Below are 13,727 nucleotides of genomic sequence, written 5' to 3'. Positions count from 1 at the left end.
TGTGCCCGCTGTCCCCGGCGGCGTCGACCCCGGATGGTGTATCTGCTCGCGGTCGCCGTGCATCTGTATTGGTGCCTGGCCCCGTGGGGCGCCCCTGCCTCGAGGCCAGCCTCACACAGGAGGACACCAGATGGTCGCCGTATTCGACGTGGTGGGGTTCAGGGGGATCTGGACCGACGCAACGACCGTGGACATGCTCGAAGAGCTGGCCCGGATCACCGGGCCCGACATTCTCGTCCGGCCCATCCGCAAGGCGGGCAGCTTCCAGGGCGTGACGGTTCGGAAACCCGATGGCAGCACGGAAGAGCTGTTTCGGGACCCTGACTCAGGTTTCACCCACACCCGAGCCGGGGTCGTGGACCTCGATGCCGAGCACCTGAACGACGTGCAGGCCCGAACGCTGGAGACGCTCGCCAGAAGCCTCGGCTCGGCGGCGTGGTTCCGCGAGGCCATCCCGGACAAGTGGCAGCGGCACATCCACGTGGTCCGGATCGACGCTGACCCGCTTGCGGACTCAGCCCAGGGCCAGGTCACTGCCTACAAGGACAACCGCAACGGCCTCTCCGGCGAGAGCGCGGGCCCAGACACCGGCAACCGCGACCATGTCTCCATGACGTGGGCGGCATATGAAAAGGACAACGTCATGACACCAGAGCAGCAGAAGGCGATTCTCAACGCCATCGCGCAGATCTCCGAAGACACGTGGACGGTCGCGGTGACCAACAGCGTCACCGGCGGCGCATCGAAGGCCAGCAGCTGGCTGGAGCGTGGCACACGTGAAGCCATCAGCGCCAATACCAGCTTGGCGACGCTTCTCAACGAAGTTCGCGCGCTCCAGGCCGAAGTCACTGAACTGAGCAACAAGCTGAAGGTGGCGAATCCCTAGTCCTCGCCACGTTTGTGACGGAACGCTCATCCGTCTGGTCAGAAGGCACGAGTCGCCCCAACCGTTGCGTGCGCTCGTGCCTCCTGACGCTCTCGATGGATCCGTGTTTGACTGCCGCACATGGGGGTCCAGACCGACCGGCAGGTGCTGCCCGACCTCGTGTGCAGCGCATGCGACACGACGTACCCGGCTGCCTCACTGCAGTGGAGGTGCGCGTGCGGAGGCGTGCTCGATGCGGCGCCGTTCGGCACGCGACTTGACCTGGCGGGACTGGCGGCAGGCCCGAGCTCCATGTGGCGCTACGCGAGCACCATGCCGGTCCCCTTCGACGCGCAGGTGTCACTGGGGGAGGGGTTCACGCCGCTCGTGCCGTCGCTCGCCCACCAGGACGTGTCCCTCAAGTGTGACTTCCTGATGCCGACCTCCTCGTTCAAGGATCGTGGCGCCGTCGTCCTGGCGACCACTGCCAGGCGCCTCGGTGTCCGGAGCGCGATCGTCGACTCCAGCGGCAACGCCGGCACGGCCGCGGCGGCATATTTCGCTCGTGCCGGTGTGCCCGTCCGGGTCTTCGTCCCCGGCGCCACCTCTCCCGGCAAGCTGGCCCAGCTGTACGCGCACGGCGCCCAGGTCGTCCTCGTGGACGGCGACCGGGCAGCGACCGCGGCTGCCGCACTCGAGGCGGCTGGCGAGCCAGGTGTGCTCTATGCCAGCCACGTCTACCACCCCTACTTCGTCCATGGCGTCAAGACGTATGGGTACGAGATCTGGGAGCAGCTCGGCCGCCGCGCGCCGGACGTGGTCATGGTGCCCGTGGGCAACGGGACCCTCGTGCTCGGCTGCGCGCTCGCGTTTGCCGAGCTGCACCACCACGGGCTCATCGAGCGGGTCCCACGGATCGTGGCCGTCCAGGCCAGCGCATGCGCGCCGCTCGCGGTCGCATGGTCGGCAGGGCGTGGAGACGTCTCCCCGGTCCCGACGCGCCCGACCGTGGCCGAAGGCATCGCCATCACCGCACCACCGCGCGGCGCGCAGATTCTCGCCGCGGTCCGCGACAGCGGGGGGACGATCGTCACGGTCGACGACGACCAGGTCCTTGTCGCTCAGGCCGATCTCGCGGCGCAGGGTCTTTTCGTCGAACCGACGTCCGCCGTCTGCTACGCGGCCCTCGACCGGGCGCGTTCCGCGACAGGCACGACCGGTCCCGACGAGGACGCCATCGTGGCGCTTCGCACCGGCGAGGTCGTGGTCCCCTTGTGCGGCAGCGGCCTGAAGACCGGCCCGGCGAAGGTCCCGGCGGCTGCGAAGCCCTGAGAACCCCCCGATTGGGGTGAAGCGTGGGGACGCCGGATGCGGTCGAATGATCACGCACGTTGGCGAGTCGGGGCTCGGCGGAGGCCCACGTGTCGCTGTTGAGACACCTCGTCAACACTCACCACACCGGAAGGCAGTCAGATGTTCAACGACAACGGGTCGTTTCTGCTCGCGATGTTCGAGTTCTTCCTCTTCTTCGCGTGGATCATGTGCGTGTTCTATGTGTTCGCAGACATCTTCCGTAGCGACGACATGGGCGGCGGAGCAAAGACGATCTGGATCATCTTCATCATCCTGGTGCCGTTCCTCGGCGTGTTCGTATACCTGATCGCCCGCGGTGGCGGCATGACCAAGCGCTCCATGGAACAGCAGCAGCAGCTGCGCGCCCAGCAGGAGGAGTACGTGCGCTCCGTGGTCGCCACGAGCGGGGGCGGATCGAGTGTTGACCAGATCGCGTCGGCCAAGAAGCTGCTCGACGACGGTTCTATCACCCAGGCGGAGTTCGACCAGCTCAAGTCGCAGGCCCTCGGCACCGCCTGATCCGCGCTCACGGAAGCGCCCCGAACCGTTCTCGCACAAGGGAACTGGTGCGGGGCGCTTCAGTGACACCCCTGGGCTGCCCCAGGCCGTCACGGGCGGCTCACTAGTGCAGTGCAGGGGCGGCGGATTCCGGGTCTTGCGATGTCGGCTCGGGCGGCGGGACGACGTGCGTGCGAGGGGACAGGAGCGCCCGTAGGGACAGCCCCTTGAAAAGCCATGACGTCCCGAAGGCCCAGACTGACACGAGCTCACCGACATAGAGCGGGGTCAGGCCGGCGATGTCGAAGTTCAACCAGTGCCCGATCGCGACCCACGCAATGGCGGCGATGATGAGCCATCCACAGGTGGTCTGGACGTAGCGGTACTTGTTCTTCTCCTCGTACGTCTTCATGCGCTTTGCGAAGACGAACGAGATCGCTGCGAGCAGGCTGATGAAGATGACCGCGCAGCCGAAGTGGATGCTGGCTGTCACCGTCTCGCCGAAGTAGGTCTGGATCGGTGAGCAGTCGGTCGGGGTCGGCTTGTCCCCGCACGCCAGGACCGGGACAAAGTCCCCGGTCGGGATTGTCTTGCCGGGACGCGCGGTCGGGAAGAAGACGACACCAAGGAGGGCGATGCCGGCTCCCAGGCTGAGCCAGAAGTCCCATTTGGCCCACTGCCCGGCCAGGTACAGGATGAGCAGGGCCCCGACGACCGCCAGACCGGCGACGAAGTAGTCGCCCACCCCGGTGTGGTAGTACGCGCTGATCGACCCGCGCAGGTGCAGCAGGTCCCAGCCACTGGTGGCTTTGTCCACCGGAGGCAGGCCCTTGGCGCCGATCCCGGCGCTCACGAAGAACCAGTCCCCGAGCGCGAGAACGATCGGGAGCAGGATCCCGATGACCCCCACTGCGGTGCGAATCGCGAGGTAGGAGTGGAGGAAGAGCATTGGAGGCTCGTCCTTCGGCGTCCCAGCGGGCGGCCGCTCGAACGTGTCAGTTGTTGGCATCTTCATGGCGCTCTCCTTCGAGCTGTCCATCGGAACCTCGAGCACCGCGCCGGCCGGGGGTGCCCACGAATATGACGCGAACCGACGTGCGTAGATACACCGTCGCGTCGCCAGACTCGGGCTGCCCGAGTCGGCGGCAGGCGACAAATTCGGTGGGGGCGTCGTGGCCCTTGCGCGAAACTGGCCGGCGTGGACCAGATCGAGATCGTTGTCGCCCATCACGAGCGGGCGACCGTCCGTGTCGGCGAGGTGTTCCTCAAGATCGACGCAGACCAGAGTCGCACCGATGTCGAGGTCGAGGCGATGACGATGGCGCCCGTCCCGGTTCCGAAGGTCCTGTGGCGCGAGCCGCCCGTGCTCGCGCTCGACGCGCTCCCCGGAACGGCCCTCGGCCGGCTCGGTGAGCCGTCGACCGCGTCGGCGGCGGCATGGGCCGCGGCGGGTGCGACGGTGCGGATGCTGCACGATGCGCCGCTGCCTCCATGGTCCGGGGCGAGCCTCGAGGAGAAGGCATCGAGCCTGGACAGCGAATGCACCTGGCTCCTGGCGAACGACGTCCTTCCCGCAGATCTCGTCTCACGCAACCGCCAGGTTGCCGAGGCTGCGCTCCGACCGTGGGCACCGGTGTTCATGCACGGCGACCTGCAGGTGGCCCATGTGTTCGTCGACGGTGACGAGATCACCGGCGTGCTCGACTGGTCCGAGGCGGGTCGAGGCGATGCGATGTACGACCTCGCGAGCCTGACGCTCGGACACCCGGAACACCTCGGCGACGTCGTCGCCGGCTACGGCGCAGACGTCGACCTCGACGTGATCCGCGCCTGGTGGTCGCTGCGCAGCCTGACGGCCATCCGCTGGCTTGTCGAGCACGGGTTCGACCCCTCCGCCCCGGGCTGCGAGGTCGACGTGCTGAAGGCTCAGCTGTGAGGCTTCGCAACGCGTGCCGAGTATGCCGCCTGCGCCGCGTCAGGTGAAGGCGAACAGGGCGATCGGGGTGGTGGTCGGCTGGCTCGAGCCGCCGGCCGGTTCGACGGTGATGCCGGCGCCGGTCGCCGCGCGGGCGTCGCCGTCGAGCACGACGACCTGGTCGGATCCGGGCGGCATGAGCCCGGCGGAGGCGAAGTGGCCGTTCGGGTCCTGCAGCCAGAGCTGGTAGACCTTGCCGCTCGGGGGCGCCGCCATCCCGGACGTGACGAGGACGGCCTTGCCCAGCTCGTCGGAGCGGACGACCGTCGCCGTCGACCCGTCGGGGAACCGCTTGGTGGTCCGGGTCGCGTCCGGCGCTGCGAGCACCTGGTCGGCCACGCTCTGGCCCGGTTGGCCCGTCGTCGCGCGCCAGATCGTGAACCCGCCGATCGCGAGAAGGAGTGCGACCGAGGCGGCGACGAGGCCACGCCACAGCCGGCGCTTGCGGCGTGCCCGCAGCTCATCCCCGATCGGCGCCTCCTCGGCGGTCCCGGCTGCGGGAGCCTCGGGCCTGTCATCAGGCTCGGGCCCGTCATCAGGCTCGGGCCCGTCATCAGGCTCGGGCCCGTCATCAGGCTCGGGCCGGTCGGTGGGCTCGGGCCGGTCGGAGGACTGAGGCCGGTCGGGTGACCCGGGTGACATCGCGGACGACGCGAGCGGTGGCAGCGGTCGCACCAGCGCGATGTCTGCCAGGACCTTGGCGCGCAGGCCCGGTGGCGGAGCGTGCTCGGCCACCACCGCGAGCTCGCCGGCAGCCGCGGCGAGGCCGGCGACCTCGGCCTGGCAGGCCGAGCAGCCGGACAGGTGACGCTCGAACCGTGCGCGCTCGACGTCGTCGAGGGCATCGACGGCATACGCCCCGGACAGCGCGTGGATGTCGTCGCTCAGGTCGTCGCTCATGTCGTCACCCCCAACGTGTCTCGTAATCTGATGAGCCCATCCCGGATCCGCGTCTTGGCGGTGCCGAGCGGCAGGTCGAGTATCGCCGCCACCTCGGTGTGGGTGTAGCCGGAGAGATAGGCGAGCTCGAGCGCACCCCGCTGGGTGTCCGTGAGTGTGTCGAGGGCCTGACGCACTCGCTGGGCGTCCAGTCGCTCGACCGCCAGCTCAGCGGTGGAGTCGTGGCCGACGTCCTGGTTCGCGGCGCCGTAGCTCTCGTCGCGTTCGCGCGCCGCCTCGGCGGACCGCACCCGGTCGACGGACTTGCGATGCGCGATGGTCAGCATCCAGGACAGCGCGCTGCCCTTGGTCGCATCGAAGCGGGCACTGTGCCGCCAGATCTCGAGGAAGACGTCCTGCGTGACCTCCTCGGACTGGGCGGGGTCGCGCACCACGCGCCGGACCAGGCCATAGACCCGTGCCGCGACCAGGTCGTAAAGCCGTCCGAATGCCGGCTCGTCGCCCTGCGCCGACCGGCGCAGCAGCCGCTCCAGCTCCGGGGCGCGCGCAGCCTCCTCCGGCGAGTCATCGCCGGCGGGAGCCACGGAGAAACGTGCCACGGCTTCATCCTCTCGCTCGACCGGTCAAGCCGCGCCGAGGAACCGCCAGAAGGGCCGTTCGAAAGGCGAGCTGAGCCCACCGGCGACGGTCGTGGCGGTCCGTCGGGACCGGTGCTCTACGCGTATGCCGGTTGCGCACGTTGTTCGGCGCCGCGGGCTCGTCAGATGGGTCGCCTTTCACACCAATCCGGTTCGGATGTCGCGCCGAACCACCTGCGACCGGGGCGCCGTGGAACAGCTTCTGGGCACATGGGTCACGTCGGCCGATCCGACGGATGGCCGCCACGGGCGCCGGCACGGTCCTGTCTCGAAGGAGTCCCGATGGCAAAACCCTCACGCCGCTCGTTCCTCGCCGGGGCCGGCGCCGTCACGACGGTCGTCGTCACGCCCGCCGCCGGTGCCTTCGCGGTCTCGTCGACGACGAAGCGCTCGGGCACCGAGCCTCTCGTCGCACACGTCAGCGACCCCGGCTCCGGAACCCTCGTGCTCTACGTCGGCACCGAGGCGCGGGTCGTCCACGACCCAGCGCTCGTGCAACGCCTCACGCGTGCAGCCGGGAGGCGATGACATGTCGTCCCACCGCGAAGCGCCCGAGGTCTCGAAGGACCCCGTCGCCGACAACACCGACGTGTACGCGTTCATCAGCCCCGACAAGCCCGGAACCGTCACCTTCGTCGCCAACTTCATCCCGTTCCAGAACCCGCAGGGCGGTCCGAACTTCTACGAGTTCGGAGACGACGTGCTCTACGAGATCAAGGTCAGCAACCGGGGTGACGCCCAGGCGGACGTCACGTACCAGTTCCGGTTCAGCACGACGGTCCGCAGCTCGGAGACGTTCCTCTACAACACCGGACCGATCTCCTCGATCACCGACCCGGACTGGAACCGCCCGCAGTTCTACTCGGTGACCCGAGTCGCCCGAGGGCGTGCGCCCGAGCAGCTCGCCTCAGGCCTGACGTGCCCGCCCGTCAACGTCGGCCGGCGTAGCACACCCAACTACGGGGCGACGTTCACCGCCGCCGCCGTGCACCCGATCCGTGGTGGCCGGACGGTGTTCGCCGGCCAGCGCGGCGACGCGTTCTTCGTCGACCTCGGCAGCGTGTTCGACCTCGGGGTGCTCCGGCCGTTCCAGAACCTGCACCTCATCCCGCTGCCTGCCGCACCTGGCGTCAACGGGCTGCAGTCGCTCAACGTGCACACCATCGCGATCCAGGTCCCGATCTCCGACGTCAGCCGCAACGGGAACACCCCCACGAACCCGATGGACGCCGCGTCGGTCATCGGCGTGTGGGCGACCGCGAGCCGGCAGGTCGCCCGGATCTGGGACGCGGATGCCGGCCGCTCCGTCGGTGTCGGGCCGTTCCAGCAGGTCTCGCGGCTCGGCAACCCACTGTTCAACGAGGTCATCGCGCCGATGGCCCACAAGGACCGGTGGAACTCGGCGGCGCCGCGCAACGACTCGCAGTTCGCCAAGTACGTGGCTCAGCCGGAGCTGGCTCGCCTGCTCCCCGTCCTCTATCCCGGCGTCTTCCCGAAGCTTGCGGCGTACCGCAAAGACCGGGCCGACCTTCTCGCGATCCTGCTCACCGGCATACCCGCGGGCGTCGTGCCCGGCTTCCAGAACTTCACCGGCACCCTTCAGGCCGACCTGCTCCGCCTCAACCTCGCCATCCCTCCGAGCGCGAGCCCCAACCCGATCGGGCTCATCGGAGGCGACCCCGCGGGCTTCCCCAACGGGCGGCGCCTGGTCGACAACGTCGTCGCGATCGAGCTCAGAGCCGTGGCCGGGGCCACGATCCCCCTCGTGGATGCGACCTTCACACCGGACGCGGCCGCCGGGCTGCTCACCGACGGCACCTCGAACACCAACCTCGCGGTGCTGCCGTCGTTCCCCTACATGCCCGATCCTGCCGGCGGCTTCCAGAGCACGCCCGGCACACCGGCGGCCTGACATGGACACCTCATCACACGAGACGAACCTCGCTGCAGCCGTGGAGAACCCGCACGCGGGCCGGAGTGCGGTGCTGCTCGACATCGGCGGCGATGTCGGTGCCCTCGTCGTACGGATGCCGACCAACACCGTCGGGCTGGAGGTCGAGATCCGGCCCGCGGGCAGCACCCAGCGAGGCGGTCATCATCACTACCCGCACGTGGCGGTCGTGCCGCGCCCGACGGCATTCGGCGTGGCACCCACACTCGTCTACCCGTCAGTTCACGAGGGTGACTACGAGCTCTTCCCGCTGCCGGCGGGGCCCGTGGCCATGACGGCGACGGTGTCGGGAGGGGGAGTGACGCGCGCGACGTGGCCCGACTGAGCCATTGGCTAGCCGGGCGATGGTCCCCGACGGGGGAGCGCCGCGCGCAGTCGCTCGCCGAGCAGTGCAAGCCGCTCGACAGGCTCGTTGCTGAACACGAACCGGACGTACTTCTCGGCGGCCATGGCCCCCCAAGCGTCTGTCATCGGTGTCGCGGCCACCTTCTGCTCGAGGAGCCGGCTGGAAAGCTCGGACGCGTCGAGTCCGCATGCCTTCGCGTCGAACAGGGCGGACCAGCCGCCGTGCGCCGGCACCAGGGGCAGCCCGGCGCACTGGCGCACGAGCTCGTCGTGGCGTCGTTCCCACTCAGCCGTGGCCGCACGGACGTCGTCGTCGCCGATCCGGAGTGCCGCGGCGGCGCCGACCTGTCCGAAGCCGCTTGCGACCACCCCGTTGTAGATGTGGACCTTCGCGAGCACCGGGGCGAGCTCGGCGTTGGAGACGGTCCATCCGACGCGCCATCCGATCATCCGCTGCTCGAGCGAGACCGCGCCCGCTGTCACGGTGATGTCGCGCATTCCCTCCAGGCCGGAGGGGACGACGACGGGACGCGAGCCGAAGACGATCGCCTCCCAGAGCATCCAGTAGAGAAGCGTGATCCCACGCTGGCGGCAGGCGGCGGTGATGGCCGCCCACTCCTCGTCGTTCGCGACCCACCCGGAGGGGATCGCTGGGTTCATGAGAAAGAGCACGCGCGTGCGATCCGAGACGGCGGCGTGGAGCGCCTCCAGGTCGAGGCGCCACCCGCTGGCGTCGCCGCGGAGTGGCACCAGCCGCGGCACGGCCCCGACGAGCCGCACCCGCTGCATCATGCCCGCGTAGGTCGGGTCGGTGAGGATCACCTCGTCGCCTGGATCCGTCAGTGCGAGAAGCCCATTCAGGATGGCGGAGCCGTCACCATCGGTGATGACGATCTCACTGAACGGGTCGTACCGCGGGCCGCCTCGACGCGCGACCAGCTCGGCGACCGCTTCCTTCATCTCGTCCAGCCCCGAGAAGGGTAGGTACGAGTTGGCCTCGTCGCGCCCCATTGCCGCTTTCGTCGCCTCGACTGCCTCGGGATGCGGCGGGATGTCGGTGTCGTAGTTCTCGAGACGGAGGACCTCAGGATCGGACCCGGCCGCAGCTGCTACGCGGTCGATGCCGAAGCCCGGGATTCCCTCCAGGCGCACTCCCACACAGCGATTATCGACCCGTCCCGCCAAGGCTGCCCGTGTTTTGGGGCGCTCGGAGAACGAGCTGGTCGGACCCCGAGACGACGGGGCCCGACCAGCTCAGGCGTATGCCGTTCCGTCCTAGCGAGTGCCCCCGACGGTCAGCGCGTGGCGCAGGTCGGTGACGGCCGCATCGCGGGCGGTGAGAGGCGTGAGCCCGTAAGCGTGCTCGATGGTGGCCAGGATCGAGGTGGTGTCGTGCGACTGGTGGTCGACGCCGGACTGGGTGAATCCGCCACCGATGATGAGCGCCGGGATGCGGGTGCCCGGCCCGTACAGGTCCGAAGGACCGTCAGCGGCAGTCGGCCCCTGCCCAGGTGGGGCGACGTGGTCCCACTGCCCGCCGAACTCGTCGTAGGTGACCACGACGAGCGTGTCCTTGCCGTCGGGACCGTTGAGGATGGTCTGGAGCAGGTCCACCAGGTGGCTCTCGCCGTTGTGCGTGCTCGCGTAGCCGGGGTGCTCGTTCTCCTCGCCGATGGGCTTCACGAACGACACCGCAGGCAGCGTGCCCGCCTTTGCGGCGGCGACGAACTCGGTCTCGTCCTTGAGGTGCGCCCGGCCAGGCATGCCCGGTGCGTAGTTCTGGAAGTAGTTGAGCGGCTGGTGGTGGTACTGGAACAGCGGATCCGCATGGCCGGCCGCGGCGTCGTTCCAGCCGCCGGAGTACCACGCCCAGGAGACGTCCTTGGCGCTGAGCCGGTCGCCGATGTTGGCCTCGTAGAAGGGCTTGCTCGGGTCGATGTCGTTGATGCCCGGCAGGACGTTGGAGCCGCCTGCGCTCGGGGCCCAGGTCGGTTGCATCGTGTTCACGGCAGAGTTGCCGCAGGCGTAGCCCGCGACGGTGGTCGGCTGCCCGCACGCCTGGGTCAGCGGCCCGTCCACGTAGGACACCCCGGACTGCGGCGCGTAGAGCGGGTAGCCGTTGTTGGGGAACCCGGCGGCGTCGATGACGCTGTTCTTTCCGGCCGGGACCGGCTTCTGCGACGTGTCCCAGACGGGCGCCTTAGCCGCGACGAGGAACTGGTGGTTCAGGAACGACCCGCCGAACGCGGACTGGAAGAAGTTGTCGGCGATCACGTAGTTCGGGGCGCCGGCGCGGTGCAGGTACTTGTACACCGGAAGCTGCGTGGTGTCGTAGTAGCCCTGCGTCAGGCCGACCGCATCGCTGCCGGTCGAGTACCGGTCCTGCTTGCCGCCGTCGAGCTGGTACTGCTCCTGGTAGAAGCGGTGCACGATGTCGCGCGTGCAGCCACCCTCCAGGCCGGCTGGGTCACCCTTCTCGACGCCGCTCGCGGCGAACACGGTCGGCGGTGGGCAGGTCTTGTCCGGCGCGTTGATATAGGCGTTGACCGAGAACGGCGCGCTCCTGGTGAAGTGGCTGTCGAATGCGGCGCCGCGGGCGGTGGTCCCCGAGCACTCCTTCGACTGCAGACCAGGGTGCGATGTTCCGTCGAGCCACTTGACGGTGGTCGTCGTGGGGACGAGGTTGTTGTCGTTCTGGAGCAGGCAGGTGATGGACCCTCCGGTCTGATCGACCTGGGTGGTGCCACGGTCAGCTTGCGGGATGCCGTTGACCTTCTGGTTGCCTACCTTGCCCCACAAACCGTAGAGGTTGTCGAAGCTGTGGTTCTCCTCGTAGATCACGACGAGGTGCGAGTAGCCGCCGAGCGCATCGTTGCGCGCGAGAGCGTTCGCCCCACCTCCCGGCACCGCCATCGCGACGGTCAGCGCCGCTGCGCTCGCCGCTCCCAAAATTCCTATCCGCGTTCCAAGTCGCATCGACTACTCCTTGCAGAGGGACAGCTGCGTTGGCGACGCGAACCAAGCAAAGCAGATCGGCGGCGGCGAGCGGACGCTTCGACTGGGGAACTCTGAACGAACCTTGCGCGAAGACTGCCCGGCGCTCGAGGCTGCCGGGTCGCGTGCGCCGGCAGCGCTCGGGCGTGCACCGGCAGCGCTGGGGTGTGCGCCGGCAGCGCTTCCGTGTGGGAGCCGGGGAGGCGGTGCCTCGGCCCGAAGCGCGAGACGAGGCTCCCACTCCGCGGCGCGGGGTCGATAACGTTATCGAGGCACTCGCGGTGAGTCGTTCCAGGGGGGTCGGGGCTCACCGCGAGAGCCCTACCCAGTGGGTGTGACGGCCTGCTGAACGGCCTTGGCGCGACCTTCGAGAAGCTTGGTCACCGCCTCCTGCGAGAAGCCGAAGGCCACGGCGTAGAGAGCGATCTGGCTGGTCGACGTGAGAACAGTGATGCCGGGCACGGTCCCGCTCTGCACGATGAGCACGCCCAACACGGCGGTCAGCCCCGCCAGCGAGAGACGAAGACAGCTGAGGGCCGGCGTGATCCGGTAGGCAGACGAGCTCGGCTCCGTGCTGCGCAGCGCAAATACCGCTGCGAGGAACCCGCCGGCGAGGATCCCGACCACGGCCACCTTGGCAGCGTCGCCGCCGCTTGGTTCCCGCCATCCTGACGGGCACACCGTCGTGCCGGCTGAGGCCAGCTCCGGACACATGGGAAGCATGGTGGGGAACAAGGCGACGACGGCCAGGAGGATGGTGAGCGCGGCAAGGGTGACCAACGTCGTCACCAGGATGCGGTTCCTCCAGCTGCGTAGCGCCTGGTGCGTATCGTCGCTGAGGGCGTAGGTCTCCTGAAGGATGGCCCGCAGGAGCTCTCTGTCGCGGCCGGTCGCTTTTCCATTGCTGATGCGCTTGACCAGCTCCTGGTCGGTGACGGCAATCTGGTAGGGCTCCCGCACGGTCCACTGCAGGGCGCGCTTGCGAGCGTGGATGTACTGAGTTCCGAGCCGCTTGTTCGAGACGACAAGTGGCATCAGGGCCGCCCCCCGGTGAATCGCCAGCCACGCCCCCTGCACGTCCGCTCCGCTCCACCAGCGGCGCAGTCGACGCTGCTTCGTCGTGCTTCGCGACACGATTCCGGCAGCATCGTCCATGGCGTCTCTCACCTGCTTTGCGGGGCAGGTTTCCCGCTCGGCGAGGTCAACCTCCTGGAGTATCTCGGCGATGCGCCCCAGGACCTCGACGCGCCATCCGCTGGTTCGCATGGTCGGTTGATCGTGCTCTGGTGGAGTCTGCGCCGACGCGACTCGAGACGGCTGGTTCGGAGGCTCGTGTGAGTCCGGCTGGGATGGCGGACCTGGCCGGTCGAGCAGGGCTTGTCCCACTCCATCCGGCGCGTGGTGGTTGTCGCTGCCGGGTGTTGTACCGGCAGCTGGTTGGTTGTTCGACATGTGGTCCAGACGCGGTGTGCGAACCGCCTGATACCGGGGCGTCTCCGCGCAACCTCCACTGGAACCATCCGTAAGGACTCCGTCATGCCCGGCCCCATTGCCGCCCGCACGGACCGGTCAAAGACTGGGGAGATGAGAACTCAGCGCCGAACCACGCGTGCCGCCTTGATCTGCGTAGGTCTCCTCGGCCTGCTGCTCGGGGGCTGCGGCGCGAAAGCGAGCAACTCACCCTCCGGGGCCGGTTCGAGCACGAGCGAGTCAATGAACCACCCCTCCACGCCCGCCGCGGGCGAGACCTTGATGAGTCACGACTCGTCGACGTCCTCCTCGTCGTCCTCATCGGCACCGATGATGCACGGCACGCAGATCGCCGGAGGCGAGAGCCAGTTCGGCACGGTGCTGTTCGACGGCACGGGCCAGGCGATCTACACCTTCGACGTCGAGAAGACATCCACGCCGGCCTGCTATGACGCGTGCGCGGCCGCGTGGCCACCGGTGCTGACCGAAGGGGCTCCCGCCGCGGGCGCTGGCGTGCAGGCGGGCCTGCTCGGCACCACGACGCGCACGGACGGCAAGACTCAGGTCACGTATGCAGGCCACCCGCTGTACTTCTACGCGCACGAGGGCAAGCACGAGGTGAAGTGCCACAACGTCGAGATGAACGGCGGCAGGTGGTACGCAGTGCAGCTCGACGGCATGCACGCCGCGACCTGACGCGCCCGCCGAGCCGCCGAGCCGCCGAGCCGCTGGGGCGCT

General features: G+C 68.8%; 14 protein-coding genes. 8 read left to right on the top strand and 6 right to left on the bottom strand.

From position 1 onward, the window contains the following. Window positions 1-130 precede the first annotated feature (130 nt). The 3 genes from ACWEOW_RS18745 to ACWEOW_RS18735 all read left to right on the top strand — a co-directional run bounded on the left by ACWEOW_RS18745 (window position 131) and on the right by ACWEOW_RS18735 (window position 2,737). Window positions 131-886, top strand: coding sequence for a hypothetical protein (locus tag ACWEOW_RS18745; protein WP_452270750.1), 756 nt, complete (start codon window positions 131-133; stop codon window positions 884-886). A gap of 120 nt (window positions 887-1,006) precedes the next feature. Continuing rightward, window positions 1,007-2,197 carry a threonine synthase gene (locus ACWEOW_RS18740; protein WP_452270749.1) on the top strand — a complete coding sequence of 397 codons (1,191 nt, stop codon included), beginning with the start codon at window positions 1,007-1,009 and terminating at the stop codon, window positions 2,195-2,197. Window positions 2,198-2,338: 141 nt separating this feature from the next. Further along, window positions 2,339-2,737: an SHOCT domain-containing protein gene (locus tag ACWEOW_RS18735; RefSeq protein WP_452270748.1), complete on the top strand. Its 399-nt coding sequence runs from the start codon at window positions 2,339-2,341 to the stop codon at window positions 2,735-2,737. A 103-nt stretch (window positions 2,738-2,840) separates the two neighbouring features. Here the strand turns inward: ACWEOW_RS18735 and ACWEOW_RS18730 are convergent, their stop codons facing one another. After that, window positions 2,841-3,731 carry a hypothetical protein gene (locus tag ACWEOW_RS18730; RefSeq protein WP_452270747.1) on the bottom strand — a complete coding sequence of 297 codons (891 nt, stop codon included), beginning with the start codon at window positions 3,729-3,731 and terminating at the stop codon, window positions 2,841-2,843. A 183-nt stretch (window positions 3,732-3,914) separates the two neighbouring features. Between ACWEOW_RS18730 and ACWEOW_RS18725 the strand changes: the two genes are divergently transcribed. Next, the gene (locus ACWEOW_RS18725; protein ID WP_452270746.1) at window positions 3,915-4,652 is read left to right on the top strand and encodes a phosphotransferase family protein; all 738 of its coding nucleotides are present in this window, start codon (window positions 3,915-3,917) and stop codon (window positions 4,650-4,652) included. Between the two features lie 39 nt (window positions 4,653-4,691). On the opposite strand, the gene ACWEOW_RS18720 is transcribed toward ACWEOW_RS18725, so the two are convergent. Both ACWEOW_RS18720 and sigK read right to left on the bottom strand, forming a co-directional pair. Next, window positions 4,692-5,591: an anti-sigma factor gene (locus ACWEOW_RS18720; protein ID WP_452270745.1), complete on the bottom strand. Its 900-nt coding sequence runs from the start codon at window positions 5,589-5,591 to the stop codon at window positions 4,692-4,694. Beyond that, entirely contained in the window at window positions 5,588-6,190 is a 603-nt protein-coding gene (sigK, locus tag ACWEOW_RS18715) for an ECF RNA polymerase sigma factor SigK (RefSeq protein WP_452270744.1), read from the bottom strand. The genes ACWEOW_RS18720 and sigK overlap by 4 nt, the downstream gene beginning before the upstream one ends. Before the next feature lie 321 nt (window positions 6,191-6,511). On the opposite strand from sigK, the gene ACWEOW_RS18710 reads away from it, so the two are divergent. Genes ACWEOW_RS18710 through ACWEOW_RS18700 form a run of 3 tightly spaced genes read left to right on the top strand, consistent with a single transcriptional unit; the run spans window position 6,512 to window position 8,505 of the window. After that, window positions 6,512-6,757, top strand: a complete 246-nt coding sequence (locus tag ACWEOW_RS18710; RefSeq protein ID WP_452270743.1) for a hypothetical protein — start codon at window positions 6,512-6,514, stop codon at window positions 6,755-6,757. Window position 6,758: 1 nt separating this feature from the next. Continuing rightward, window positions 6,759-8,141: a DUF4331 domain-containing protein gene (locus ACWEOW_RS18705; protein ID WP_452270742.1), complete on the top strand. Its 1,383-nt coding sequence runs from the start codon at window positions 6,759-6,761 to the stop codon at window positions 8,139-8,141. Window position 8,142: 1 nt separating this feature from the next. Further along, window positions 8,143-8,505: a hypothetical protein gene (locus ACWEOW_RS18700; RefSeq protein ID WP_452270741.1), complete on the top strand. Its 363-nt coding sequence runs from the start codon at window positions 8,143-8,145 to the stop codon at window positions 8,503-8,505. 8 nt (window positions 8,506-8,513) lie between these two features. Here the strand turns inward: ACWEOW_RS18700 and ACWEOW_RS18695 are convergent, their stop codons facing one another. The 3 genes from ACWEOW_RS18695 to ACWEOW_RS18685 form a co-directional block, all read right to left on the bottom strand. After that, entirely contained in the window at window positions 8,514-9,683 is a 1,170-nt protein-coding gene (locus ACWEOW_RS18695; RefSeq protein ID WP_452270740.1) for a pyridoxal phosphate-dependent aminotransferase, read from the bottom strand. A 117-nt stretch (window positions 9,684-9,800) separates the two neighbouring features. Continuing rightward, window positions 9,801-11,501 carry an alkaline phosphatase family protein gene (locus tag ACWEOW_RS18690; protein WP_452270739.1) on the bottom strand — a complete coding sequence of 567 codons (1,701 nt, stop codon included), beginning with the start codon at window positions 11,499-11,501 and terminating at the stop codon, window positions 9,801-9,803. Window positions 11,502-11,840: 339 nt separating this feature from the next. Next, window positions 11,841-12,785 carry a hypothetical protein gene (locus tag ACWEOW_RS18685; protein ID WP_452270738.1) on the bottom strand — a complete coding sequence of 315 codons (945 nt, stop codon included), beginning with the start codon at window positions 12,783-12,785 and terminating at the stop codon, window positions 11,841-11,843. Between the two features lie 318 nt (window positions 12,786-13,103). On the opposite strand from ACWEOW_RS18685, the gene ACWEOW_RS18680 reads away from it, so the two are divergent. Then, window positions 13,104-13,685, top strand: a complete 582-nt coding sequence (locus ACWEOW_RS18680) for a COG4315 family predicted lipoprotein (RefSeq protein WP_452270737.1) — start codon at window positions 13,104-13,106, stop codon at window positions 13,683-13,685. Window positions 13,686-13,727 lie beyond the last annotated feature (42 nt).

Source organism: Monashia sp. NPDC004114, assembly GCF_053603855.1.
The sequence above is the reverse complement of the archived record's forward strand: the minus strand, read 5'-3'. Positions and strand labels throughout refer to the sequence as shown.

What these genes read in the sequence shown, in the direction of transcription:
- ACWEOW_RS18745 (WP_452270750.1), top strand. Translation starts at nt 131, where the DNA reads ATGGTCGCCGTATTCGACGTGGTGGGGTTCAGGGGGATCTGGACCGAC.
- ACWEOW_RS18740 (WP_452270749.1), top strand. Translation starts at nt 1,007, where the DNA reads ATGGGGGTCCAGACCGACCGGCAGGTGCTGCCCGACCTCGTGTGCAGC.
- ACWEOW_RS18735 (WP_452270748.1), top strand. Translation starts at nt 2,339, where the DNA reads ATGTTCAACGACAACGGGTCGTTTCTGCTCGCGATGTTCGAGTTCTTC.
- ACWEOW_RS18730 (WP_452270747.1), bottom strand. Translation starts at nt 3,731, where the DNA reads ATGAAGATGCCAACAACTGACACGTTCGAGCGGCCGCCCGCTGGGACG.
- ACWEOW_RS18720 (WP_452270745.1), bottom strand. Translation starts at nt 5,591, where the DNA reads ATGAGCGACGACCTGAGCGACGACATCCACGCGCTGTCCGGGGCGTAT.
- ACWEOW_RS18710 (WP_452270743.1), top strand. Translation starts at nt 6,512, where the DNA reads ATGGCAAAACCCTCACGCCGCTCGTTCCTCGCCGGGGCCGGCGCCGTC.
- ACWEOW_RS18705 (WP_452270742.1), top strand. Translation starts at nt 6,759, where the DNA reads ATGTCGTCCCACCGCGAAGCGCCCGAGGTCTCGAAGGACCCCGTCGCC.
- ACWEOW_RS18700 (WP_452270741.1), top strand. Translation starts at nt 8,143, where the DNA reads ATGGACACCTCATCACACGAGACGAACCTCGCTGCAGCCGTGGAGAAC.
- ACWEOW_RS18690 (WP_452270739.1), bottom strand. Translation starts at nt 11,501, where the DNA reads ATGCGACTTGGAACGCGGATAGGAATTTTGGGAGCGGCGAGCGCAGCG.
- ACWEOW_RS18685 (WP_452270738.1), bottom strand. Translation starts at nt 12,785, where the DNA reads ATGCGAACCAGCGGATGGCGCGTCGAGGTCCTGGGGCGCATCGCCGAG.
- ACWEOW_RS18680 (WP_452270737.1), top strand. Translation starts at nt 13,104, where the DNA reads ATGAGAACTCAGCGCCGAACCACGCGTGCCGCCTTGATCTGCGTAGGT.